The organism is Paenibacillus sp. AN1007 (assembly GCF_040702995.1).
In the GTDB taxonomy this organism is placed as follows: domain Bacteria; phylum Bacillota; class Bacilli; order Paenibacillales; family Paenibacillaceae; genus Paenibacillus.
The window spans coordinates 2,945,721-2,970,705 of record NZ_CP159992.1 but is presented as its reverse complement, the minus strand read 5'-3'; the positions used below and the strand labels follow the sequence as shown (position 1 = coordinate 2,970,705).

The window sequence follows — 24,985 nt, the reverse complement described above, 5'->3', positions numbered from 1 at the left end:
TAAATACGCGGTTGTGACCTTACACGGACCCGAATCAGGGGCGCATATGGATCAACAGGAGGTTTATTACATGAAATATTATCTATCTGTCCTTGCAGGAGCGATGAGTTACGGTATTCTATCCACCATTGTTGTATTGGCATATGGTCAGGGATATCAGCTTGGCGAGGTTGTAGGAACACAGCTGATTACCGGCTTTATCCTGACCTGGATGCTGGCATTATACACTCGTTTCAGATCTAAACGGAGAATGCAGCCTAATGGAAAACAGGTAACCGCAGCGGCTTCCAAGGTGTTCTCACGTTTAAGCTGGAAACAACGTCTGCTGCTGATGGCGGCTGGAACGCCAACTGTCATTACGGGGCTTGTTTATTATCAATCGCTGCGCTACATTCCGGCATCACTTGCCATTATTCTGCTCTTTCAATTCACGTGGATCAGTGTGCTGATTCAGGCGATCAGCAAACGCCAGCGTCCGAATAAAGTTACGTTCCTGACGCTTATTATTCTTTTTGGCGGCACACTGCTTGCAGCGGGTTTCCTGGAACAGGGGCTTAGTGAAATCAGCGGTCTGGGCATTGCTTTTGGTTTGATGGCAGCGGTCAGTTATTCCTTGTTTGTACTATTCAGCGGCAAAGCGGTTCCTTCCGCGCATCCGGCCTTTCGCAGTGCATGGATGGTTACAGGCGGACTGATTCTGCTCTGCATTCTGTTTCCGCCGACATTCCTGTTTAACGGACTGATCTGGAGTCAGCTGCTTGTGTTTGGACTGCTGCTTGGATTCTTCGGTGCATTTATCCCTCCGGTGCTGTTTGCAATCGGAGTGCCTCATATCGGTGGAGATATGGCAGGTATTCTGGGTGCGGTGGAGCTGCCGGTTGCCGTACTGCTATCCTCCATCGTACTGCATGAGCATGTTAGCGGTTTACAGTGGATAGGCGTAATCATCGTATTGATTGGTGTCGCCCTGCCGGAACTGTATAAAATGCGGGTGCGGCGAAGTCAGAGCGGACCTTTATATTCCTGAATGATTTTGAACTTATGTATTACCCGTGATGTATTCTAATTGGAATCATATTAAGCCTGAGAAATCAGGCTTTTTTTCATAGCGTTCACAGGTTAGTCAGGAATAGCCCAGAGGGGTCATTTTCATAGGACTTAGAATCGGGTATGCTTGTAAAGTACATCCATCCACAACAATATGATGATGGGACAACGGAATAAGGAGTGTTCACATGAATAGCTGGTTTAAAAAAGCATGGCCTTTCTTAACGCTTGGTGTGGCCGTGATTGCACTGCTTGGAGGATTTTATGTATATTTCATGGGCAAAGACGTATCCCCGGGATCAGAAAGTGCAGCAACTGCTCAAGCCCAGACACCGGAGGATTTGAAAGGATATGAGGTCGTTGATGTCAACGTGAGCAATGACGGATTCGAGCCTAATGTCATTGAAGTGAAAGCGGGGGTTCCAACGAAAATTAATTTTATCTTGACCCGGAGCGTGACACACGTTAAATCGGTCGGTTCTCAGCAGCTCGGCATGGATCTGTATATGCAAAAGGGAGACAACTATTACACGGTTGATCAAGACCTGGCACCGGGTGAATACGAAATTCACTGCGGTATGTACATGATCTACGGTACCATCAAGGTGGTCTGATCGTTCCGCGAAGCGTTAATATACAATTTTAACTTGGAGACATACGTGGAAGGGGCAGGGTTCGATTATTCGAACTTTGCTCCTTTTTCAGCTGCATGATATCATGAACGGGGAAGCAAATCGATCTGGAGGTGTAGTCATGAAAGCGCTATTTATTGGAGGGACAGGCACGATTAGTACGGCGATTACCGAGATGCTTGCGAAACAGGGCTGTGAACTCTACTTGATTAATCGAGGGAACCATAACGATGAACTGCCTGCAGAAGTACAGGTGCTTCAAGCTGACATTAATGATGAGAAGCGGGTTGCTGAGCTGATTGCCGATCTGGAATTTGATGTTGTGGCAGACTTTATTGCTTTTGTCCCATCCCAGCTGGAGAGAGATTATCGTTTATTTAAAGGGAAAACCAAGCAGTTCATCTTCATCAGTTCTGCATCCGCATATCAGACACCACTGTCCGACTACAGAATTACGGAAGGAACGCCTTTATCCAATCCATTTTGGGAGTATTCCCGTAACAAAATTGCATGTGAAGACTATCTGATGAAATTATATCGGGACGAAGGTTTCCCTGTAACGATCGTTAGGCCAAGTCATACCTATGGTCATAAATCGGTACCCCTTGGTGTGCACGGTGCGAAAGGAAGCTGGCAGGTTCTGAAGCGTATGATAGAAAATAAACCGGTAATCATTCACGGTGACGGAACTTCGTTATGGACAATCACGCACAATAGTGATTTTGCCAAAGGTTTTATTGGATTAATGGGCAATATTCATGCGATTGGTGAAGCCGTACATATCACCTCGGATGAATCTGTCACATGGAACCAGATTCATGAGATTATTGCAGGTGTGCTTGGGGTTCAGCTTAAAGCGGTTCATGTACCTTCGGATTTTCTGGCAGCCAGCAGTGATCTGGATTTGCGGGGAGGTCTGCTTGGAGATAAAGCCAATACGGTTGTCTTTGATAACAGCAAGGTAAAGCGGCTGGTGCCTGAATTTACAGCGGTGACCCGGGCGGATCAGGGAATTCGCATCACCATTGAGCACATCCTGAAGCATCCCGAATTACAGATCGAAGACCCCGAATTTGATCAGTGGTGTGACAAAGTTATACGTGTTTTGGACGAAGCGTTAGTCAAAGTCAGAGATGAAAAGTAAGGCATGACGAAGAATTTAAATTTTCATCTGAAGGTTCCAACCTAGGACAGCTTGCCTTGGTTCGGGGCCTCTTTTTTTGCTGGAAAAAAGACAGGTCCATCTGTGAGATTCCCTCTGAATTGCTTTGATGGTATTATGAGTTAGATAATAACAGGTTGCCAATATGACAAAAAGGGTAATGAGCTATGGTGATGAAAAATGAACAATAAGTTTATCCGAATATATGAAGATATTGCTGGGCGTATTCGGAATGGGAACATTGAGGCAGGCACGATGCTTCAATCTGAACTGGATCTGTCGGAACGGTATCAAACATCCAGAGAAACGATACGAAAAGCACTGAAGATGCTGTATGAAGAAGGTTATATCCAGAAAATTCAAGGCAAAGGTTCCATTGTGCTGGATATACGCAAAATTGACTTCCCTGTCTCGGGATTGGTCAGCTTTAAAGAATTGGCACAAAAAATGGGACATCGTGCACAAACCGTAGTTAAACGGTTTGAGGAACGTGTGGTGGATCAGGCATTAAGCCAAAAAACCAGCTTTGCGTTGAATGAAGAAGTCTGGCAGATCAATCGTGTCCGTAAAGTGGATGAGGAGCATGTCATTCTCGATAAAGACTATATCAGTCGGCGGTTGATTCCGGGGCTAACCAAGGAAATTTGTAACGACTCCATCTATGAGTATGTTGAACAGTCATTGGGGCTGTCCATTTCCTATGCGAGAAAAGAAATTTTGGTGGAAGAGCCTACGGCAGAGGATCGCGAGCTGCTGGACCTTGAAGGTTTTCACAATGTCGTGGTTGTAAGAAGCCAGGTATATCTGGAGGACACCAGCCAGTTCCAGTATACGGAATCTCGCCATCGACCGGACAAGTTTATATTTGTGGATTTTGCAAGACGTAAATAAGTGAAATATTGAAATGAAGCGGGCCAACCAAAAGAGTATCAGGTCACTGAATTCAGAAGTGATCAGGTGCTCTTTTTGTCATGTTGTTTAACGGGTATATTCTTCTTTTGAATTTATTTGTTTGTTTTTAAAAATTTTTGTTTTCAAAACAAAACAAAGATGTTAAACTCGAATAAGGAAGAAAACAAACATTATCGGAGGGAAACGAATGGTACAGAGTTTATGGAATGCAGCGCAGGCATCAGAGAAAACAACAGGACTTGAGCAGTTGGTTTACCGCTCCAATCTGATCGGAACCGATCGCCGGGTATGCAATATTTACGGCGGCAATACGTCAGCCAAAACTATTGTAAAGGATTTTCGCGGGCGTGATATCGAAGTGATGTATGTGAAGGGAAGCGGTTCGGATCTAGGATCGATGGAAGCAAAACATTTTACGGGTTTGGCACTTGAGCCGATTGGACCTCTTATGGAACGTGACACCATGTCCGATGAAGAAATGGTGGAATACTTGGGACACTGTATGATTGATGCCAGACATCCGCGTGCTTCCATTGAAACGCTGCTGCACGCTTTCCTTCCGTACAAACACGTGGATCACACTCATCCGGATGCCATCATCAGCCTCTGCTGCGCGGATAATGGGAAAGAGCTCGCTCGTGAAATATATGGCGATCGTTTCGTATGGGTTCCTTATGTGCGTCCGGGTTTTACACTCTCCAAAATGATTGCTGAAAGCGTATTCGCGAATCCGAACGCCGAACTCGTGCTTATGGAGAAGCATGGTCTGGTTACTTGGGGTGAAACCTCCGAGGAATGTTACGCACAGACAATCAAAATTATTAATGAAGCCGAAGCCTTCATTGAAGCACGGGTAAATGAAGCCGAGCTGTTCGGTGGTGTTAAACATGCTGCACTTCCTCCTGAAGTTCGTCGTCAGATCGCATCTCGCGTGATGCCTGTCATTCGCGGGGCGGTGTCGGACAGCAAAAAAATGATTTTGTCCTTTGACGATCAGGACGATGTACTTACTTTTGCAGGCGGAGCAGATTCCAAGCAGCTGTCCCAGGTTGGAGCGGCTTGCCCAGACCATCTGGTGCATACCAAAGTAGTGCCGCTGTTTATTGACTGGACGCCAAATGCGGATGATTTGGATGGACTAAAGGCAAAGCTGACGGAAGGCATTGCTGCGTATAAAGACCAGTATAAACAGTATTTTGAGGACAATAAAAACGAAGGCGATGTCATGTTCGAAGCGGCTCCTCGCGTTATTCTTATTCCAGGCGTAGGGATGATCAATACCGGAAAAAGCTGGGCGCTGTCCCAAGTAAGCGGTGCTTTGTATCACCGGGCCATTGCTGTCATGCGCGGAGCGACGAGCCTTGGTCAATTTGTTTCGCTTAGTGCGAATGAATCTTACAATGTTGAATACTGGCCGCTGGAGCTGTACAAATTGTCGCTGGCGCCTGCGGAAACCGAATTTTCCCGCAAAGTGGCGTTTATTACAGGCGGCGCAGGCGGGATCGGCAGTGAAACGGCACGCAGACTGGTATCGGAAGGTGCACATGTCGTGCTTGCAGATCTTAATCTGGAGGGTGCGCAGAAGGTCGCACAGGAGATTAACGATCAATATGGTGCTAATCGTGCGTATGCACTTAAGATGGACGTAACAGATGAAGAAGCGGTACAGGCAGCCTATGCAGAGTCAGCTTTGCAATACGGCGGCGTGGACATCATCGTGAACAATGCGGGGCTGGCAACTTCCAGTCCGTTTGACGAAACATCATTGAAAGAATGGAATCTGAACATCAGCGTGCTTGGCACAGGTTATTTCCTCGTTGCACGTGAAGCATTCAAATTAATGAAAGAACAGGGCATCGGTGGAAGCATGGTCTTCATCGGTTCCAAAAATTCGGTGTATGCCGGTAAAAGTGCTTCTGCGTACAGTTCCGCCAAGGCGCTCGAAGCACATCTGGCCCGTTGCATTGCAGCAGAAGGTGGAGAATTCGGTATTCGTGTCAATACGATTCTGCCGGATGCGATTCTGCAGGGTTCTGCGATCTGGAACGGTTCGTGGAGAAATGAACGTGCCGCGGCATATGGTATTGAGCCGGATCAGCTGGAAGAACATTATCGCAAACGTACAACGCTGCTTGTCAATATCTATCCCAAAGATATTGCGGAAGGGATCGCTTTTTTCGCTTCATCGAAATCAGAAAAAACGACGGGCTGCATGATGACCATTGATGGTGGTGTACCTGCCGCATTCACACGTTAAGGGAGGTTTAGCGAATGGAGAATCAGGTAAAACAAGCATATGAGGCAGCGAAGGTTTTATACGCGCAGCATGGTCTGGATACAGATGAAGTACTGACCAAGCTGGCTGATATTAAAGTCTCCGTGCACTGCTGGCAGGGAGACGATGTGAGAGGTTTCCTGAACCAAGAAGGCGAGCTGACAGGCGGTATATCCGTTACAGGTCAATATCCTGGAGCAGCCTCAACACCTGCGGAGCTTCGAGCGGATCTGGAACAGGCTTTTGCGCTGATTCCGGGCAAACACAAAGTCAATCTGCACGCGATTTACACCGATACAGACGAACAGGTAGAACTGGATCAGCTAGAACCAAGGCATTACGAAAATTGGGTGAAGTGGGCCAGAGAGCAGGGACTTGGACTGGACTTCAATCCGACTTGTTTTTCCCATGAAAAATCAAGCGATGGCTTCACTCTCAGTCATCCAGACCCGGAGATACGCAAGTTCTGGATCGATCACTGCAAAGCCTCACGGCGAATTGGTGCTTACTTCGGTGAACAGCTCGGGCAAACCTGCGTAACCAATGTATGGATCCCGGACGGATTCAAGGATAACCCGGTGGACCGGATGTCCCCGCGCAAACGTCTGAAGGAGTCGCTGGATGAAGTATTTGCGGAACCGCTGAATCCCCTGCATAACCTTGATGCAGTAGAGAGCAAGCTGTTTGGTCTGGGTTCGGAGGCATACGTCGTAGGTTCACATGAATTCTATATGGGGTATGGTTTGCAAAACGATACGCTCATCTGCCTGGATGCAGGGCATTTTCATCCTACGGAAGTGATTTCGGGCAAGCTGTCCTCCCTGGCCTTGTTCACAAGCGGTATTCTGCTTCATGTCAGCCGTCCAATGCGCTGGGACAGTGATCACGTCGTGATTATGGACGATGAACTGCTTGAGATTGCCCGCGAATTGGTGCGTCATGAGCTGCTCGGCACAACACATATCGGACTGGATTTCTTCGATGCCAGCATTAATCGGGTTGCAGCATGGGTTGTTGGGACACGTAACACGATTAAAGCCCTTCTGCGAGCGATGCTTGAGCCGGTGGATGCATTAAAGCAGGCAGAACTGGAAGGCGATTATACGACACGCCTTGCGCTGACGGAGGAGTTCAAATCCTATCCGTTTGGTGCGGTCTGGGATTACTATTGTGCCCAGCAGGGTGTGCCTGTCCGTGAACAGTGGATTAAGGAAGTCAAGTCCTATGAACAAGACGTTCTTCTGCAGCGATCATAGATATTGTTATAGGTTGAAAAAACCTGAAAAAGCGGAGCTAAAAGCTTTCTGAAAGAAAGCTGCATCGGAAGCATAGGCTTCGCCTTTATCACGGGATCTTCCCCTTTGGAAAAGGTAAATCCAAAAAATCTAAGGATAACAGCCGATTGGAAGGTTATTCTGTTATATTGGAGTGTCGGTAAACCACTGCGGAATGAAAGTTCCGTATGTGGTTTTTTGGCGTACAACCTCATGTATGCATAACCAAGGCGATTCATTCCATACTAGGACTAGAAGAAGCACAAAGGATGAAAGTGCCGAGGAGGATGGATGCATTTTGAAGCTGGCCCATAACAAACTGTACATTGCTGCACTTGGCGGCGTGAACGAAATCGGGAAGAACATGTATTTTATTCAATATGATCAGGATATCGTTGTCATTGATTGTGGTTCCAAGTTCCCGGATGAGACTATGCCGGGTATCGATCTTATTGTTCCGGATGTAACGTATCTGCTCGACAATCTCGATCTTGTTAAAGCTTTGGTTGTCACGCACGGACATGAAGATCATATTGGCGGCATACCTTATCTTCTTAAACAGATGAACATTCCTGTCTACGCTTCCCGTCTGACACGCGGACTGATTGAATTGAAACTGAGAGAGCACCAACTGCTGCGCCAATCCGATCTCCACACGATTGATGCAAATTCCCGAATCACGCTGGGAAGTATTGAAGTCTCTTTTTTTGCAACGAGTCACAGTATTCCAGACTGTCTGGGGATTTTTTTTCAAACACCAGCCGGCAATGTTGTACATACGGGAGATTTCAAATTTGACATGTCTCCTGTGAATGGTCCGTTCCCTGACTTACATCGTATGGCAGAGATCGGCAAGCAGGGGGTTCACGTACTTCTCTCCGAGAGTACCAATGCCGAAAGACCCGGATTCACTCCTTCGGAACGTGTGGTTGGGGATCACATTCTTGATGCTTTTATTCGGGCTAAACAAAAAGTGTTCATCTCGACCTTTGCATCCAATATCAGCAGAGTACAGCAGATTGTGAATGCTGCGTTTCAGACCGGACGTAAACTGGCCCTGCTTGGCCGAAGCATGATCAACGTGGTGAACGTTGCAAGCGAACTTGGATATCTTGATATCCCAGACGGGCTGCTGATCGAGGCAGCGGATTCAGGACAGTTCCCGCGCGAGCAGATCGTGGTGTTATGTACAGGAAGCCAAGGGGAAGCGATGGCCGCGTTATCCCGCCTTGCTTCGGGTAAACATCCTCAAGTCAGCATAGAATCCGGTGATACCGTGATCATCGCAGCCGGTGCGATACCTGGGAACGAAAGAAATCTGGCCCATGTGATTGATAATCTGTATGTTCTGGGTGCGCGTGTGATTTACGGTTCCAGCGGGGCAGCGGGTATGCATGTATCCGGGCACGGCAGTCAGGAAGAACTGAAACTGATGCTCACGCTGATGAAACCCGATTACTTGATCCCGATTCACGGGGAATTTCGTATGCTGTATCAGCACAGGCTGCTTGCCGAATCGGTTGGCATTGAACAGAGTCATGTGTTCATCGTAAATAACGGCGATATGGTGGAATATAAGGACGGAGCTGCATCATTAGGGCCTAAAATTGCTTCGGGCAACAGCCTTGTGGATGGATTGATTGTCGGAGATGTGGGTAACATTGTACTGCGTGATCGCAGGCAGCTGTCTTCTGATGGTATGCTGGTCATTGTGACAACACTAAGTAAAACCGAGAAACAATTGGCGGCTTCCCCGGAAATTATTTCGAGAGGTTTTGTCTTTGTGAAGGATTCAGAACAATTTATGAAGGAACTTCATGAACGGGTTGTCAGCCGGATGGATGAACTGACAGGGGCCGGTGTGAATCAGTGGAATGTAATCAAACGTAAGCTGAAAGACGAGATCGGTCACTATATCTATGCCCAGACCAAGCGCAGACCGATGATTTTGCCAATCATAATTGAGGTGTAAACACATGGTATGAAAGCATAATGCGCTCATGACCAACTATGTCTGAGTCCTTAATGGACATATCCTTTCCTGAAATAATCAAACCGGCTCGGTGCTGATAGGACACACACTTCGGTGTGAGTCGCTGCGTGCATCGGGCTTTTTGATATGTCATTCTGGTTTGTATTCGCTGAGCCCAGCAAATCGCGTTATAATAATATAATGACAATTTTACAGATATGTTGGACTAATCCGTTACATACAGACCAGAAGGAGTTTCTTTATGAATAAAACCATTGCAGATATTGCTCAAATGGCAGGTGTAGCGAAGAGCACCGTGTCCCGTTACCTGAACGGCGGTTCGGTCAGTGAGGATACGCGTCAGAAAATTGAGCGTATTATTAAACAATATAATTATGTTCCGAATACCTTTGCACAGAGTTTGAAAGCGAAAAAAACGAGTATTATCGGCACGGTTGTTCCACGGCTGGATTCCTATGCGTCATCACAGACGCTAATCGGTATCGACGAAGAGTTAAGAGGGCTTCACTATCAGATGCTGATTGCCAATACGAGTCAGGATCTGCAGCGCGAGATCGATGCGATATACGACTTCGCGAGACAAAAGGTGTCGGGGATCATTCTGCTGGCTGCTGAGGTTACGGATGCCCATCTGAAAGCCATTGAAGAAATTCGGATTCCTGTGCTGCTGGTGGGACAGCAGCATGAGCAGCTTCACAGTCTGATTCACAACGACGATCAGGCTGGATATATCATGGGTAAATACGTTGTGGAACAGGGACATCGAAACATCGTTTACTTGGGAGTTAACGAGAAGGACCGGGCTGTAGGGATACAGCGCAAACAAGGATTTAGACGCGCGGCTGCCGAATGCAGCGATTGTCATGTCAAGTATTATGAGACCAGCTTCAAGATGTCTGAGGCAGTGGTTACCGCCAAAGCAATTCTGGAAGAACACAGCCCATCGCTTATTGTAGCAGCAACAGATAATATTGCGATGGGAGTGATGAAAACGGCTTTTTCTCAAAAGATTCAGATTCCACAGGATTTATCGGTATCGGGATTCGGCGGTTACGATATTACAGAGATGATTCACCCCACGCTGACGACAGTGAAATATCATTATCTGCAGGCAGGAAGGCTTGCGGCAAATCACATTAGCCGACTGGTCGAAGGACAAAAAGTGAAGCAGCAGACGATCCTTGATGTCGAATTAATTCCCCGAGAAAGCGTTGACAAAATATAAACTGTTCCTTTATGATAATTCCATCGAACCGGTTCCATTCCGAGGTCTTTTTTGGAAATGGGAAGGCAGTCAGGCAGCGTATGGCTGTATGGAATTATTTTTTTGCTTGGAATGGAACCGGTTCCTCTTAGAGGGAGTTTCTGATTGCTGCAGCAGAATGGAGATGGAGACAGCTATGAAAATGACAAGAGAACAGCTCTATCGGCGGATTCAGCAGGCTGAACCTGGCGAGATGGCCAAGCTGGAAGCAAAAATTACGGTGTGTCCATGGAGACAAACTTATCATATTCAACCCGTAACCGGACTGCTTAATGATCCGAACGGTTTTTCCTTTTATCAAGGCTATTATCATCTGTTTTATCAATGGTTTCCTCTGGGGACAGAGCATGGTATGAAGTACTGGTACCACACTCGCTCGGACAATCTCGTGGATTGGGAGAATGTTGGCATAGCGATTGAACCCGGAAGCCCGTATGACTCGCATGGAGCTTATTCAGGAAGTGCGCTGGAGAAGGAAGGGCAGTTATACCTGATCTACACGGGAAATACGCGGGACGAGAACTGGATCAGACATCCTTATCAGTGCCTGGCGGTTATGGATAAGCATCATAAAGTAACGAAGTACGAACATCCTGTTATTTCGGATGTACCCCCAGGATATACCGAGCATTTTCGGGACCCCAAGGTGTGGAAGCATCAGGAACTGTATTATTGTGTCATTGGAGCCCAACGCACGGATGAGACCGGATGTGCAGTGCTGTACCAGTCGAGCGACCTCCTGCACTGGCAGTTTCTAGGTGAGATCGGGACTGGCTTGCCCACGTTTGGTTATATGTGGGAATGCCCGGACTATTTCGAACTGGATGGTCAGGGTGTGCTGATGTTCTCACCGCAAGGAATTCAGGCTGAGGAAGATCGGTATCAAAACATCTTTCAATGTGGTTATCTCTTGGGTAAGCTTCTGGATCTGGAAACGAGGCAGTTCGACCATGGCGGCTTTCATGAACTGGATCGGGGCTTTGATTTCTATGCGCCGCAGACGATGGATTCACCGGACGGAAGAAGAATACTGGTTGCGTGGATGGGACTTCCTGACTTGGCGTATCCCACAGATGACAGCGGCTGGGCTCATTGTTTAACGATTCCAAGGCAATTATCGATTCAAGGCAGCAGAGTTATACAGCAGCCAGTTTCGGAAATGGCACAGCTGCGCCGGGTAGAAAAAGGACTCCGGGCTCAGGGTACGCTGAGCAGCGAATGCCGATCTTTTGCCGGTTTCCAAGGCACTGCTTACGAATTGGAATGTGAAATCAGCCTGGATGATGCACACTTTGCAGGCATTGAATTCCGTGCGAATGATACAGAGAAAACGGTCATTCAGTATGATCGGCTGCAGCGCAAACTGATACTGGATCGCAGCCAATCGGGTGCGGCATTACCAGAAATCAATGGCACAATCCGTCAGTGCAGTCTGGATACGGATGTAATCCAATTACGGATGTTTGTGGATTCGTCGTCTGTTGAGATTTTTGTCAATGAGGGGCTGGAAGTGTTCACCAGCCGTATATTCCCAAGCCGTGACAGTATAGATATCCGTTTTTTTGCACATGGAGGCAGGGCAGATTTCCAAGCAGTGCTGTGGAACTATTAGATTGAATGAGAGAGGAATGAGACAGCATGTCCGACAATCAGCGTATCGCTCAAGAGGTTATTCGGGCCATTGGGGGAAAAGACAATATCACCTCTTTTGCACACTGTGCAACACGACTTCGCATTATGGTCAAGGATAAGGAGCAGATTGATCAGAAGCAGGTCGAGAGTATCGACAAAGTCAAAGGTGCCTTTTTTAACTCAGGTCAGTATCAGATCATTTTCGGCACAGGTACGGTTAATCGAATTTTTGAAGAGGTCGAGAAGCTTGGCATTGAAGGATCATCGAAGGAAGATGTGAAAAATCAGGGAAAAAAGGAAGGCAATGCATTCCAGCGGGCTGTTCGCACGTTTGGTGACGTCTTTGTTCCCATTATTCCTGTGCTTGTGGCAACAGGGCTGTTCATGGGGCTGCGCGGACTGCTTACACAAAATGAAATTCTGGCATGGTTCGGTGCGGCGCCTGACGACATATCGCCAAACTTCTTGCTGTTCACACAAATTCTAACGGATACGGCTTTTGCATTCCTGCCTGCTCTTGTAGCCTGGTCGGCATTCCGCGTATTTGGCGGCAGTCCGGTTCTCGGGATTGTGCTCGGGCTGATGCTGGTGAATCCAGCACTGCCGAATGCTTACGCTGTAGCGGATGGATCGGCGCAGCCTCTGCATATGTTTGGTTTTATTCCGGTTGTGGGTTATCAGGGCTCGGTGTTACCCGCGTTTTTTGTAGGTTTAATCGGTGCCAAATTTGAAAAAGTGCTGCGCAGACGTGTGCCAGAAGCGCTGGATTTGATTCTCACTCCATTTATTACGCTAACGGTTATGATCACGCTTGGACTATTCGCCATCGGTCCGGTATTTCACTCGCTTGAAGAGTGGGTACTGCACGGAACTACAGCTGTGCTGGATCTGCCTTTTGGTATCGCAGGTATGATTATCGGGTTCTTTCATCAGATTATTGTGGTTACGGGTGTGCATCACATCTTCAACTTTCTGGAGATTCAACTGCTGGAGAAAACCGGATTTAATCCGTTTAACGCTATCATTACATGTGCAATGGCTGCACAGGGTGCGGCCTGTCTTGCCGTTGGATTGAAAACCAAAAATATGAAGCTCAAAGCACTCGCGCTTCCTTCATCTCTGTCCGCATTCCTGGGTATTACTGAACCAGCGATCTTTGGTGTGAACCTGCGTTACATGAAGCCGTTTGTTATGGGGCTGATCGGGGGTGCAGTTGGAGGTTTCATCGCATCGCTCTTCCACCTGCAGGGTACTGGAATGGCAGTTACGGTTATCCCGGGAACGCTTCTGTATCTGAATAGTCAGCTGCCATTGTATATCCTGTCCAACGTAACGGCCATGGCCATTGCCTTTGCGCTGACCTGGTTCTTTGGTTATAAAGATCAGCCTTTTGAAGTCGTATCCGGCAGCGATTCGTCTGTGGATACAGCGAATACGACATCCGGTTCGAAAACAGCCGTTTCGGTTTCGGCATCGGGCAGCGCAGCGGCTCGTCCACAAGTGAAGCTGCTTGAGATCGCATCTCCGATCCAGGGTACAGTTGTTGAACTGGACCAGGTGCCTGACCCGGCGTTTTCGGGAAAACATATGGGTGAGGGCATCGCGATTGAGCCTTCCGAGGGTAAAGTGTATGCTCCATTTGACGGTGTCGCTGCTCATGTGATGGATAAGAGTAAACATGCTGTCATTTTGGAGCATGAAACAGGGCTTCAACTGCTCGTTCATATCGGTATTAATACGGTCGGCTTGAAAGGCAGTGGTTTTGTCACTCATGTCAAAAGCGGAGATACCGTGCGTGCCGGACAGCTGCTCATTGAATTTGATAGGAATACAATTGAGGCCGCTGGTTTACCGGTAATTACACCTGTACTGATCCCAAGCGGTAACGAAACAATTGCTTCTGTAAAAACGATAGAACGCGGACATGTGCAGGCGAATGCGGAAAAGGTGCTGAGAATAGAGTTTACGCAGCCTCAGTAACCCATGCATAAGAGCATACGCCAGCAATATCGGAGCGATTCAGATCATCACGATCATCACGAGAAATTCAATCAAACAATAAGAACACAGGAATGCATCGAAATAAAACCAATATAAATAAAACATCATCAAAAAATATAGGAAAACGGACGGGAATACTGCCCATCCGCTTTCCTTTTTCTTTGTCATGATTTTTTTGTCATCATTTTCTTCTGTTATAATCCGGCATTGCGTTTCAGCCGTTCAGCAATCTGTAAAAAGTCTTCCGGGGATATTCCTGGAGCGAATTCCTCCGGCAGGTCGGGAAGTTCGGGGATCGGCCCTCCGTATCCCGGCAAACCCGCAAAGGCTTCCAGTTTGCCGCCGTCCGGGTGTACGCCTTTCCAGATCTGGGCAATCTGCTGATAATCCTTGTCACTGAACGTGTACAAGCGGCGCTGCTCACCCATGGCTTCCCATTTGCGTGTGGTTTCAAACGCTTTGTTATCCAGAGAAGGGATCGGAATCAGCTTGGTCACATCCACGCCTGTTGCAATCTCCAACGCTTTGGCATAAGCGAGAATATGCACACCACCCCGTACAAGCAGATAACCTGTCATCTCACGAGCTGTATTGTTGTCGGTCATCTCGTAAACCCGCATCTTGTGGGTTCTTGCTCCGCATTCGAGAAAAAAGTTATGCAGCAAATCCAATATCAGATTACCGCTGCTGAAGACATACGAGCCGTTCCAAGGCCTGCCCATGGAGTCATAAGGCAGTGCCGTTTGCGCGGATTCAATAAAATGTGAAGTCATGCGTGCATCCTTGCCTGCACGAAGCGGTGTGGAGTCAGGTGCGCCCGGGGATGTCGTGCCTTCAAGCATCAGGTTAATCGTATTGGCGACGAGTTCCACATGGCCAAATTCTTCAGCCGTAATACTGGCGACAATATCATAGAAGGGACGCAACTTGGATTTGCCTCTAAAGTTAAATGACTGATACATGTAATTGTTCAGCGTGGACATCTCGCCATATTTTCCGCCCAGCAGCTCCTGCACCGCACTGGCTCCATTGGGGTCCGGATTTTTGGACATGGGCAGTTCAATGGCAAGACGATCTACACGTTTAAACATGTCAATTCCTCCTCGATTCTCATTACAATAAAGGTATGAACGCTGACTTGTACGTTATTCAATCATTTGCGTGAAACTGGTGGTCAGTGCCTAGTGCTTATCTGATCGATTTGATTTATATTTAAATGAATCGTAGTACATTGATTTAACATGGACAACACAGGGGGACACTTATTATGAAACTCGATGCACATCAACATTTCTGGAATTATAACACCCGTGATTACGGATGGATCGGTGAAGAGATGAGCGTGATTCGGCGTTCCTTTCTACCGGAAGACCTGCAGCCAATCCTCACGGATTCCGGCATATCAGGCTGTGTAGCTGTACAGGCCCGGCAAAGCCTTGAAGAAACCGAGTGGCTGCTCGAACTTGCGGACAAGCACGAATTCATCAAAGGCGTTGTTGGCTGGGTAGATCTGTGCTCTGAGGAAGCTGCCTCACAACTGGCGGGATATGCCGCTAACCCATGGCTGAAAGGTGTCCGTCATGTCATACAGGATGAACCGGATGTAAAGTTTGTGCTGCGGGAGGACTTCCAACGAGGTATTGCTTTGCTGGAGCAGTATAATCTGGCCTATGATTTGCTTGTATCCAAGGAGCAGCTGCCTCATGCCGTGGAGTTGGTTCAGAAGTTTCCTAAGCAGCGTTTTGTCATTGACCATCTGGCCAAACCGGATATTAAGGCAGGAGTCGGTTCTCCCTGGAAGGAAACAATGGAAGCGATTGCGGCATATCCCAATGTTTATTGCAAATTGTCTGGGATGGTCACCGAAGCAGACTGGAACCATTGGAAACAGGAAGATTTCACCTTTTATCTGGATACGGTGCTTCAAGCGTTTGGATCAGAGCGGGTGATGTATGGTTCGGACTGGCCTGTATGCACCGTAGCGGGTACATATGCCGAGGTGATTAATTTGCTGCAAACGCATGTAAAGCGCTTACCAGAAGCAGAACAGCAGCTGATTTTTGGCGATAACTGTGCCGCATTTTACAACTTGTGATCATTGGTAAATTAGCGCTTCGCTGGACAACAAAGGCCTGTAAATCTGCATGAGGTGCATATCAACGACTCGCGCTCGTTGACATATTTCCTGTTTCTTGGTAATCTTTTATCTAATCCGCATAATGTTTTCTGGGAATGTTACCGAATAAGGGCATAACCTGAGCTGGCTTGGGATACACGTTATTGTGTATACAGGCTGGTTCGGGTTTTTTCTATTTGCCTCGCGGCAAGCCTGGAAGCAGAAACGGGGCGGATCATTGAACTGCATATTTGAAAGGAGAATACGAATGACAGCATTTAAATTTCCTGAAAACTTTCTATGGGGTGGAGCGATTGCTGCCAATCAGGCAGAGGGAGCTTATCTGGAAGATGGCAAAGGATTAAGTATTGTGGATTTACTTCCAACCGGAGAAAATCGGAGAAGCATTATGAAAGGAAATGTCCCGGCATATACACCACTCGCGAGTGAGTTTTACCCTTCCCATGAAGCCATTGATTTCTATCATAGATACCCGCAGGATATTGCCCTTTTTGCGGAAATGGGTTTCAAAGCGCTGCGAGTTTCGATTGCCTGGGCACGCATCTTCCCAACAGGAGAGGACGCGGAGCCGAATGAAGCTGGGCTGCAGTTTTATGATGATCTGTTTGATGAACTCTTGAAACATGGCATCCAGCCGGTGGTTACGCTGGCTCACTTCGATGTGCCTGTACATCTGATTGAGAAATATGGCAGCTGGAGAAGCCGCAAACTTGTTGATTTGTTTGAGACTTATGCCAAAACGGTATTTACTCGTTACAAAGATAAAGTGAAATACTGGATGACGTTCAACGAGATCAACATGCTGCTTCATCTTCCTTTCCTCGGAGCAGGACTGGCGTTTAACGAAGGTGACAACGTCAAAGAAATTCAATATCAAGCGGCACATCACCAACTCGTTGCAAGTGCGCTTGCCGTTAAAGCCTGCCATGAGATCATCCCTGACGCCATGATTGGCTGTATGCTGGCAGCGGGCAGTTTCTACCCGTACACATGCAATCCGGAAGATGTGTTTCAGGGAATGGAGAAGGACAGAGAATCCTACTTCTTTATCGATGTACAGTCACGCGGGGAATACCCGGGTTACGCCAAACGTTTCTTCAGGGATCACAACCTGAACATTGTAATGGAGCCGCAGGATGCAGACATTTTGCGTAACCACACGGTGGATTATATTGGCTTCAGCTACTATTCCAGTCGGACAACCAGTACAGACCCTGAAGTGAACAAAAATATGACGAGTGGTAACGTGTTTGGCTCCATTGCCAATCCATATCTGGCGAAGTCGGAATGGGGATGGACCGTTGATCCCAAAGGTTTCCGCATTACCGCCAACCAGCTGCATGACCGGTATCAGAAACCGCTGTTTGTGGTGGAAAACGGCTTTGGTGCGCACGATGAGGTTAACGCTGAGGGTGAAATCGATGATTCGTACCGAATCGATTATTTGAAACGCCATGTGGCGGAGATGGGTGAAGCCATCCAGGATGGCTGCAATATCATCGGTTATACCAGCTGGGGGCCGATCGACATCGTTAGTGCATCCTCGGGCGAAATGAGAAAACGTTACGGTTACATCTATGTGGATCGGGACAATGAAGGCAGAGGCGAATTGACTCGTATCAAAAAGAAAAGCTTCGAATGGTATAAAAATGTTATTGCATCCGGCGGAACGGATCTGGGAGACAAGTAGTTTCGTGATAAGCTGAAAACGAATCACCTCCAAACATCGGAAGCTGCATGAATTCATGTAACTTCCGAATGTCTTCGCCTTGAAAGCGTTGACATATAACGCAGTTCACGCTATACTTGACGCAAATATATCATTTCTGGGATTGTTACTACATCACACGTAGGCAAAACCTGAGCACCAAAAAAGCAGACTGCCACGTCTCGTTTATTTTGTGATGCTCCAGGTTTTTTTTTGTATGCCCATAATTGGATATATCACTGCGACTAGAGAGTGGAACGTGACGGGGGGATTGAAGTGAAAATAGCAAAGGTTATCAACAATAACGTGATCAGCATCTATCAGGCCGACGGAGAAGAGCTTGTGGTGATGGGACGTGGGATTGCCTTTAAGAAAAAGCCGGGAGATAAAGTAGACGAGACCCGCATCCAGAAAGTATTTGCCTTGAAAAACAAACAGACATCCGATAATTTCAAAACACTGCTGCGTGAAGTTCCGATGGAACTTGTTGAAATTGTGGAGGAGATGATTGCTCATGCACGTGACAATCTGGGACGTAAACTGAACGAGAACATTTATGTTTCGCTTACAGATCATATTCATTTTGCCATCGAGCGTTATCATGAGGGGATTGAGATCAAAAACGCCTTAATGTGGGAGATCAAGCAGTTATACAAAGTTGAATTCGGGCTGGGACTGCGCACGCTGGAGCAGATTAACAGCCGAATGAATATTGAGCTTCCACCGGATGAAGCCGCGTTTATTGCGCTGCATATTGTGAATGCCGAAATGAACGAAGAAGTCATTACAACGATGAATATTACGAAGTTTATCCAGCAGATTATTAATATCGCCAAGTACCATTTTAAAATGGAGTTTGACGAGGAGTCACTCAGTTACTTCCGCTTCATTACACATCTGAAATTCTTCTCGCAGCGCGTGCTGAGCGGGACGCACTATGATAACAATTATGATCATTTCTACGACATGATTAAGGAGAAGCATCCCGAAGCGGCAGCGTGCGTTGAGAAGATCGCCTTGTTTGTGAAGAAGGAATACGATCATGAGCTGACCAATGAGGAAAAGTTATATCTTACCGTTCACATTGAACGTGTCGTTAATCGCTAAAATTTAATTATTGACATAAATGGTTATATTATAATATTATGTTTGTAACAGGAATTAAATACGATTTAACTGGGATTGTTACTGGTTATGCAGGCAAAACCTAAGTCATGTGTATTTCGGAATTTATGTCCACTTACGCAAGGCTTAGGTTTTTTGTGTGCAAAAAAATCGGTAGAGAGCCTGTTATATAAATTGAATTATCATCGGAGTGTCCGTGTACACGATTATTAATTCAATTTTATTGACAAAACGTAGGAGGGCATATCATGAGTCAAGAGAAACTGGCCAGAGAGATCGTAGAACGGGTCGGCGGTGAGAAAAACGTAGAATCCCTGGTTCACTGTGCAACACGGTTACGATTTGTATTGAAGGATGATTCCAAGGCTGACAAAACGGCCCTGGAGAAAACAGAAGGTGTTATTGCCGTTAAGGAAAACGGCGGCCAATTCCAGGTTGTTGTGGGCAATAAGGTTCCCGAGGTCTATCAAGCCATCGGTCAGATCAGCAGTATTCTGGACGATTCATCCAGCAAAGAAAAAAGCGGCAAAAAAATAAAAGGGTTGGGCGGTATCATTGACGTCATCTCCAGTATTTTCGCACCACTACTGGGCGTTATGGCGGGGGCTGGTATTTTAAAAGGTTTGCTGCTCATTGCAAACAATGTGGGCTGGCTGGAAAAGACAGAATCCACATATATCATTCTGTATGCAGCTGCCGACAGTCTGTTCTATTTCCTGCCACTGCTGTTAGCGGTTACAACAGCACGTAAATTCCAAGCAAATATGTTTGTTGCATTAACGGTTGCTGGAGCGCTAATCTATCCAACCATTATTCAGTTGAAAACAGATGGCGTTCAAGCAGATTTCTTCGGTATTCCCGTTGTTCTGATGAACTATTCCTCTACTGTAATTCCGATTATTCTAGCCGTCATTGTGATGAGCAAACTGGAGAAATTGTTCAACAAGCTTCTTCACGAAAGTATCAAAAACTTTGTCACACCTCTATTTCTGCTTGTTATTATGGTTCCGCTTACGCTGCTTGTCTTTGGACCATTCGGTGTATACGTTGGTAATGGTATTGCGTCGGCGATGGTTGCTGCCTTTGGATTCAGCCCGCTGCTTGCCGGAGCGGTCATGGGCGCAAGCTGGCAGCTGCTCGTTATATTCGGTGTACACTGGGGCTTGGTGCCTGTATTCATCAATAACATTGCTGTATACGGCAAAGACGGTGTGAAACCGGCAGCAACGGCTTCTGTATTTGCTCAAACGGGTGCGGCATTCGGTGTCATGCTCAAAACCAAAAACAGAAAATTAAAAACACTTGCTGGATCATCTACACTTACAGCGCTGTTCGGGATTACTGAACCCGCCATTTACGGCGTAACACTCCCGCTCAAACGTCCATTTATCGCCGGTGTTATCGGCGGCGCAGTTGGCGGAGCGATCATTGGTCAAGCGGGAACTCAGGCGTTCGCTTCGGGTGCACCAGGCCTGCTGACACTGCCGATTTTCTATGGACCAGGTGGTCAAGGTTTCCCGGGATTGATCATGGGTATTGCCGCATCGTTTGTTGTTTCCGCAGTATTAACGTACATTATGGGCTTTAAAGATCCTGTTGAAGATGAACAGATCAAGACGGAAGCAGAACAGTCTGCTGGAGCTGCTGCTAATGCTAATGCAAAAGGCAAAGATGCTTCATCTAACCCTTCTGCTCATGTTACAGCTGCTGCCAGCCAAGAGGTATACAGTCCGATCGAAGGTAAAATTGTCGATTTAGCTGAAGTTCCCGATCCGGCATTTGCTTCCGGTGCTATGGGTAAAGGGATCGCGATTGAACCAACGACAGGACGGGTAGTGGCTCCTTTTGATGGTACAGTAACGGTAGCCTTCAAAAAGAAGCATGCACTTGCTGTTGTATCGGATTCAGGTGCTGAGATTCTGGTACATGTAGGTGTGGATACAGTCAAACTGGATGGGCAGCATTTTATCTCTTACATTGAGGAAGGGGACAGAGTGAAGGCAGGCGATCTGCTTCTGGAATTTGATATTGAGCAGATTAAAGCTGCGGGTTATCACACGGTAACACCAATTATCGTAACCAATTCAGCAGACTACACGGATGTCATTCCGCAAGCTGCAGGTCAGGTAAGCAGTAAGGATATGCTGCTGAAAATTGTAGGAACTGAAGCAGGCAAAGCTTAAGGTTATAGGATTCATGGTATTATTCATTTCATAATAAAACAAACAACCGCGAAGAAAGATTTGGCGGTTGTTTGTTGTTGAGAGGAACCATCATTAGATGATTCTTTGAGATGCATTGTTATATGTCTGCCTTCACTACGTTGGAATGCGTACTGCTCGTCAGGCGCTGAGGCGGGTACACTGCGCGGACCGGGGCAATGATGATTGCGGCAAACACAGCTTTGATCAGATCTCCGATAATATAAGGATAGAATCCCTGAATCATCGCATTGGATAAAGTCATGCTGTATTGGTAAGCGAGCCAGGGCACCCCTGTGACATAGATTAACAGAGACCCGAATATTTCGAGAACAATAAAAGCCAGAACATAACCTTTAACGCCCCGAATTTTAACTTTGGAGAGCAGCAGGCCCATGAGCAGTGCGGCGAATGGCCACATGATAACGTACCCCCCGGTAGGCCCAAGCAGTACGGCGAGGCCGCCAGTACCATGCAGCAGTGGGAAACCAAGCGCAGTAAGTACAACGACAAGGGCAATACTTAAGAAACCGTAGAGGGGACCCAGCAATCCGCCAGCTAACATCACGGCTAACGTTTGCAAAGTAATGGGCACAGGTGAGAAACCAATAGGAATGCTTATGTATCCAAAAAGTACGAGAATGGCAGCCATCAGTGCACTGAACACGATGCCGCGTAGAGATAATTTCATGTTTGTACAATCCTTTCGATTTTGGTAGAATTATTGTTAACCATATTTATTATTTAGGTTAACGATTAGCATGTTATCATATAATCGCAAAATGTGAAAGGACTTATTTTTATCATGCGAAACAAGCTGCCTATCATTTCTTTAACAGATATTCATGTACACTACGCTGGAGAAGGAAGCGTAGTGAAAAAAGCAGTCAATGGCGTGTCACTTACACTCCAGGCAGGTGAGTGGTTAAGCGTTGCAGGTCCCAACGGCAGCGGTAAAAGTACTCTTGCCGGAGTCCTGCTGGGCTTCATTCCTATATCCGGCGGAGAACGGAATATCCCTGCGAATCTGACCATTCGAGGTGTGCTGCAGCAGCCAGATGCTCAGGTGCTGGGCGATACCATTGAAGAAGAATTTCATTTTGCGCTGTCGCATTTACATATATCAAATCTTGAAAAAAAGAAGCGCACTCAGGAGGCGCTGCAGCTTGTGGGACTTCATCACTCTCCGGGTACTGTGATTGCGCAGTTATCCGGGGGACAGAAGCAGCTGCTTAACATTGCGACAGCTCTTGCAGCGAAGCCGGATGTTCTGATTATGGACGAACCTACAGCGATGCTCGACCCTGATGCGAGAGGGCGCATAGAAGATATTGTTCAGTCTGTTACAAGGAAGGGTACGGCAGTGGTCTGGATCACCCATCATCTTGAGGAAGCCACATTATGTGATCGTATTATGGCGATGAATCATGGACGATGTGTATATGATGGAATACCGCAGTCTTTTTATTATCCGTCGACAGCTGGAACAAAGGCAGCTTCAAATGCAGAAGAAGAACAGCATCTTCAATCTTCTTGCGAGCAGTTGGGTCTGGAACCTCCTTTTACAGTGCAGACCAGCCGGATCCTGAAGCAGCGGGGGAAGCTGCAGCATGTTATGCCGCTTCGGCCTGAACAGCTTGCAAAGGAGGCTGCGCGCTGGTGATTGAATTGAATAACATCTGCATCCGGGCTTCAGATGAGAGCAAGCGGATTTTACTTGACGACATTTCTCTAACGCTGAACCGCGGCGAGATTACGCTGCTTCTGGGCTGTACCGGTTCTGGCAAAACGACACTGCTCCAGACGATTGCCGGGCTCAGGCCGCCAGATTCCGGTGATATCCGGCTTGCAGGCGAGTCGATGTGGCGTAATGGCAGGGTACCTAAATCCATGCTGCTCCAGGCGGGACTTGTATTTCAGTTTCCTGAGCAGCAGCTGTTTGCACGTAATATCAGGAGGGAACTGCTGTATTCCCTTCGTCCTTATCGTTTGAATGAGGCTGAGCAGCAGCAGCAGATCGCAGAAACCCTGGCACATTGGGACCCGGATCGGGGAGAGGGGAAAGAGCGGCGTTTTCAACTGGACAGCTCACCTTTTGCTCTCAGCGGCGGAGAAAAGCGCAGGCTGGGGCTTGCGCTTGGCACTGTCACCCAGCCAAACTGGCTGCTGCTGGATGAGCCCAGCGCAGGTCTTGAGGCTCAGAGCGGCAGGCTGCTGCTGGATGCGCTGCTTGACCATCGTGAGGCGGGCGGCGGGGCGGTTATTGCCGCGCATGATCTGGATACATTTCTGCCGCACGCAGACCGGGTACTCCTGTTACGACTGGGTCGTGTCGCCGCCGACCTTACTCCGCAGCAGCTGCATAACCAGCCGAAGCTGCTGATGCAGGCCGGGATTGGTCTGCCTCCATCGATGCAGCTTGCCGAACAGCTCCGGGGAGCGGGAATAAACTTCATTTCTACAGCAATGACACCGGAAGATATGGCAGAAGCTATTATAAGCAGTCAAAGCTGCGGAGAGGAACGGACGTTTGTTCCCGCCGAAGTGGAGGATGTTAATAAGCCAGATGCAGATCATGATTCAGAAAAAAATAAAAATAAAGATAAAGATACAATTACTACAGAAATAGACAGGTCATTATTATCAGGACCCGCCAACGCTGCTTCAACAACATCATTTGGAGATGTCCCGTTACCATTAGTATCAGACCCTGCTCTGCAAGCACGTAAAGACAGCAAACACAAAAGTTCGAATGAAAGTGTAATGGACCCTCGTCTAAAATGGGTTCTGTATATGCTTCTCGTTACAGCGGCGATGCTGCAGCAGCATTGGGGCGGCTTAACATTAACTTTGATCCCGGTGACCATTGCTTTGGGTGTACTTCCCCGTCAGAAGCTGATGGGGTGTATCAAACTGATGAAACCACTTCTCCTGTTTTTTGTTCTGTCTACCTTGTTATCGGGCAGTACTTTAACTACGGGGGAAGCAGGTTTCCAATTGGGATTTTCCCTGACTCAGGCTGAGGGAACTATACTGAACCTTTATCGCTTGTTCATTGTAACTCTTGCAAGTTTGTGGTTCTCGCTCACGACCCCATACGGGCGTATGGTCGAAGGGCTGAACTGGGTGCTGTCTTATGGTCAGAAAATCAGGCTGCCGATCACCTCGTTTGCCCTTGCTGTATCACTCATTTTCCGGTTTATCCCGCTGCTCTGGAGCGAATGGCAGCGATTCTCACTGATCGTCCGGGCTCGGGGAAAAGCGGCTTTGAAACCTAATTCAGTACGTATACGCGATCTGGGACCGATGGTTATTCCGCTGCTCATGGCTCTGTTCCAGCGTGCGGAAGATATGACGATTGCGATGGAGATGCGAAAAGTAAGAGAGAACGCCGCATTTGGTGTTCGTTCCTCTCTTCTGGCATGGAGCAGGCGGGATACCCGGATTGGCATCATGGGCCTATTTGTTTTTGCTCTGCTTGTATCGGTGCGCTGGTGGGGATCGCGCTGATAAAGGTGCAGATTCAAGGAAGAATCGGCAGATGAAACGCAGTGTTTTCCAAGGAAAATGCATAAAATCATCCTGAAACGCTCACCTTAATGATGCATTGATCATCTCATGA

Annotated in this window: 18 protein-coding genes; 16 read left to right on the top strand and 2 right to left on the bottom strand. The window is 47.4% G+C overall.

What is annotated here, in order from left to right:
* Nucleotides 1-70 precede the first annotated feature (70 nt).
* The 10 genes from ABXS70_RS13040 (at nt 71) to ABXS70_RS12995 (ending at nt 14,171) form a co-directional block, all read left to right on the top strand.
* Nucleotides 71-1,027, top strand: coding sequence for a DMT family transporter (locus ABXS70_RS13040; RefSeq protein WP_342555834.1), 957 nt, complete (start codon nt 71-73; stop codon nt 1,025-1,027).
* Nucleotides 1,028-1,235: 208 nt separating this feature from the next.
* Entirely contained in the window at nt 1,236-1,661 is a 426-nt protein-coding gene (locus ABXS70_RS13035) for a cupredoxin domain-containing protein (protein ID WP_342555835.1), read from the top strand.
* 139 nt (nt 1,662-1,800) lie between these two features.
* The gene (locus ABXS70_RS13030) at nt 1,801-2,823 is read left to right on the top strand and encodes an SDR family oxidoreductase (RefSeq protein ID WP_366296216.1); all 1,023 of its coding nucleotides are present in this window, start codon (nt 1,801-1,803) and stop codon (nt 2,821-2,823) included.
* A 198-nt stretch (nt 2,824-3,021) separates the two neighbouring features.
* A complete protein-coding gene (gene treR / locus ABXS70_RS13025; RefSeq protein WP_342555837.1) occupies nt 3,022-3,732 on the top strand; it encodes a trehalose operon repressor in 711 nt (236 codons plus the stop codon).
* Nucleotides 3,733-3,940: 208 nt separating this feature from the next.
* Nucleotides 3,941-6,010 (top strand): bifunctional aldolase/short-chain dehydrogenase, encoded by a 2,070-nt coding sequence (locus ABXS70_RS13020; protein WP_342555838.1) that lies wholly within the window; start codon nt 3,941-3,943, stop codon nt 6,008-6,010.
* A gap of 14 nt (nt 6,011-6,024) precedes the next feature.
* A complete protein-coding gene (gene rhaA / locus ABXS70_RS13015; protein WP_342555839.1) occupies nt 6,025-7,284 on the top strand; it encodes an L-rhamnose isomerase in 1,260 nt (419 codons plus the stop codon).
* A 316-nt stretch (nt 7,285-7,600) separates the two neighbouring features.
* Nucleotides 7,601-9,274, top strand: a complete 1,674-nt coding sequence (locus ABXS70_RS13010; protein ID WP_342555840.1) for a ribonuclease J — start codon at nt 7,601-7,603, stop codon at nt 9,272-9,274.
* Nucleotides 9,275-9,536: 262 nt separating this feature from the next.
* Complete coding sequence (locus ABXS70_RS13005) at nt 9,537-10,520, top strand: LacI family DNA-binding transcriptional regulator (protein ID WP_342555841.1); 984 nt, start codon at nt 9,537-9,539, stop codon at nt 10,518-10,520.
* Between the two features lie 175 nt (nt 10,521-10,695).
* On the top strand, nt 10,696-12,171 hold the full coding sequence (locus ABXS70_RS13000; RefSeq protein WP_342555842.1) for a sucrose-6-phosphate hydrolase: 1,476 nt from the start codon (nt 10,696-10,698) through the stop codon (nt 12,169-12,171).
* Between the two features lie 26 nt (nt 12,172-12,197).
* Nucleotides 12,198-14,171 (top strand): sucrose-specific PTS transporter subunit IIBC, encoded by a 1,974-nt coding sequence (locus tag ABXS70_RS12995; protein ID WP_342555843.1) that lies wholly within the window; start codon nt 12,198-12,200, stop codon nt 14,169-14,171.
* 215 nt (nt 14,172-14,386) lie between these two features.
* On the opposite strand, the gene ABXS70_RS12990 is transcribed toward ABXS70_RS12995, so the two are convergent.
* On the bottom strand, nt 14,387-15,283 hold the full coding sequence (locus tag ABXS70_RS12990) for a manganese catalase family protein (RefSeq protein ID WP_342555844.1): 897 nt from the start codon (nt 15,281-15,283) through the stop codon (nt 14,387-14,389).
* A gap of 176 nt (nt 15,284-15,459) precedes the next feature.
* Between ABXS70_RS12990 and ABXS70_RS12985 the strand changes: the two genes are divergently transcribed.
* The 4 genes from ABXS70_RS12985 to ABXS70_RS12970 all read left to right on the top strand — a co-directional run bounded on the left by ABXS70_RS12985 (nt 15,460) and on the right by ABXS70_RS12970 (nt 21,345).
* The gene (locus tag ABXS70_RS12985) at nt 15,460-16,287 is read left to right on the top strand and encodes an amidohydrolase family protein (protein ID WP_342555845.1); all 828 of its coding nucleotides are present in this window, start codon (nt 15,460-15,462) and stop codon (nt 16,285-16,287) included.
* 289 nt (nt 16,288-16,576) lie between these two features.
* Nucleotides 16,577-18,019: a 6-phospho-beta-glucosidase gene (locus ABXS70_RS12980; protein WP_342555846.1), complete on the top strand. Its 1,443-nt coding sequence runs from the start codon at nt 16,577-16,579 to the stop codon at nt 18,017-18,019.
* Between the two features lie 294 nt (nt 18,020-18,313).
* A complete protein-coding gene (licT, locus tag ABXS70_RS12975) occupies nt 18,314-19,144 on the top strand; it encodes a BglG family transcription antiterminator LicT (protein ID WP_342555847.1) in 831 nt (276 codons plus the stop codon).
* Nucleotides 19,145-19,410: 266 nt separating this feature from the next.
* On the top strand, nt 19,411-21,345 hold the full coding sequence (locus ABXS70_RS12970) for a beta-glucoside-specific PTS transporter subunit IIABC (protein ID WP_342555848.1): 1,935 nt from the start codon (nt 19,411-19,413) through the stop codon (nt 21,343-21,345).
* A gap of 118 nt (nt 21,346-21,463) precedes the next feature.
* On the opposite strand, the gene ABXS70_RS12965 is transcribed toward ABXS70_RS12970, so the two are convergent.
* Nucleotides 21,464-22,054 carry a biotin transporter BioY gene (locus ABXS70_RS12965; protein WP_342555849.1) on the bottom strand — a complete coding sequence of 197 codons (591 nt, stop codon included), beginning with the start codon at nt 22,052-22,054 and terminating at the stop codon, nt 21,464-21,466.
* A 183-nt stretch (nt 22,055-22,237) separates the two neighbouring features.
* On the opposite strand from ABXS70_RS12965, the gene ABXS70_RS12960 reads away from it, so the two are divergent.
* Together ABXS70_RS12960 and ABXS70_RS12955 are read left to right on the top strand one after the other, a co-directional pair.
* Entirely contained in the window at nt 22,238-23,026 is a 789-nt protein-coding gene (locus ABXS70_RS12960; RefSeq protein ID WP_366296212.1) for an ATP-binding cassette domain-containing protein, read from the top strand.
* Nucleotides 23,023-24,873: an ATP-binding cassette domain-containing protein gene (locus tag ABXS70_RS12955; RefSeq protein ID WP_366296210.1), complete on the top strand. Its 1,851-nt coding sequence runs from the start codon at nt 23,023-23,025 to the stop codon at nt 24,871-24,873. Before ABXS70_RS12960 ends, ABXS70_RS12955 begins: the two co-directional genes overlap by 4 nt.
* Nucleotides 24,874-24,985: the final 112 nt, after the last annotated feature.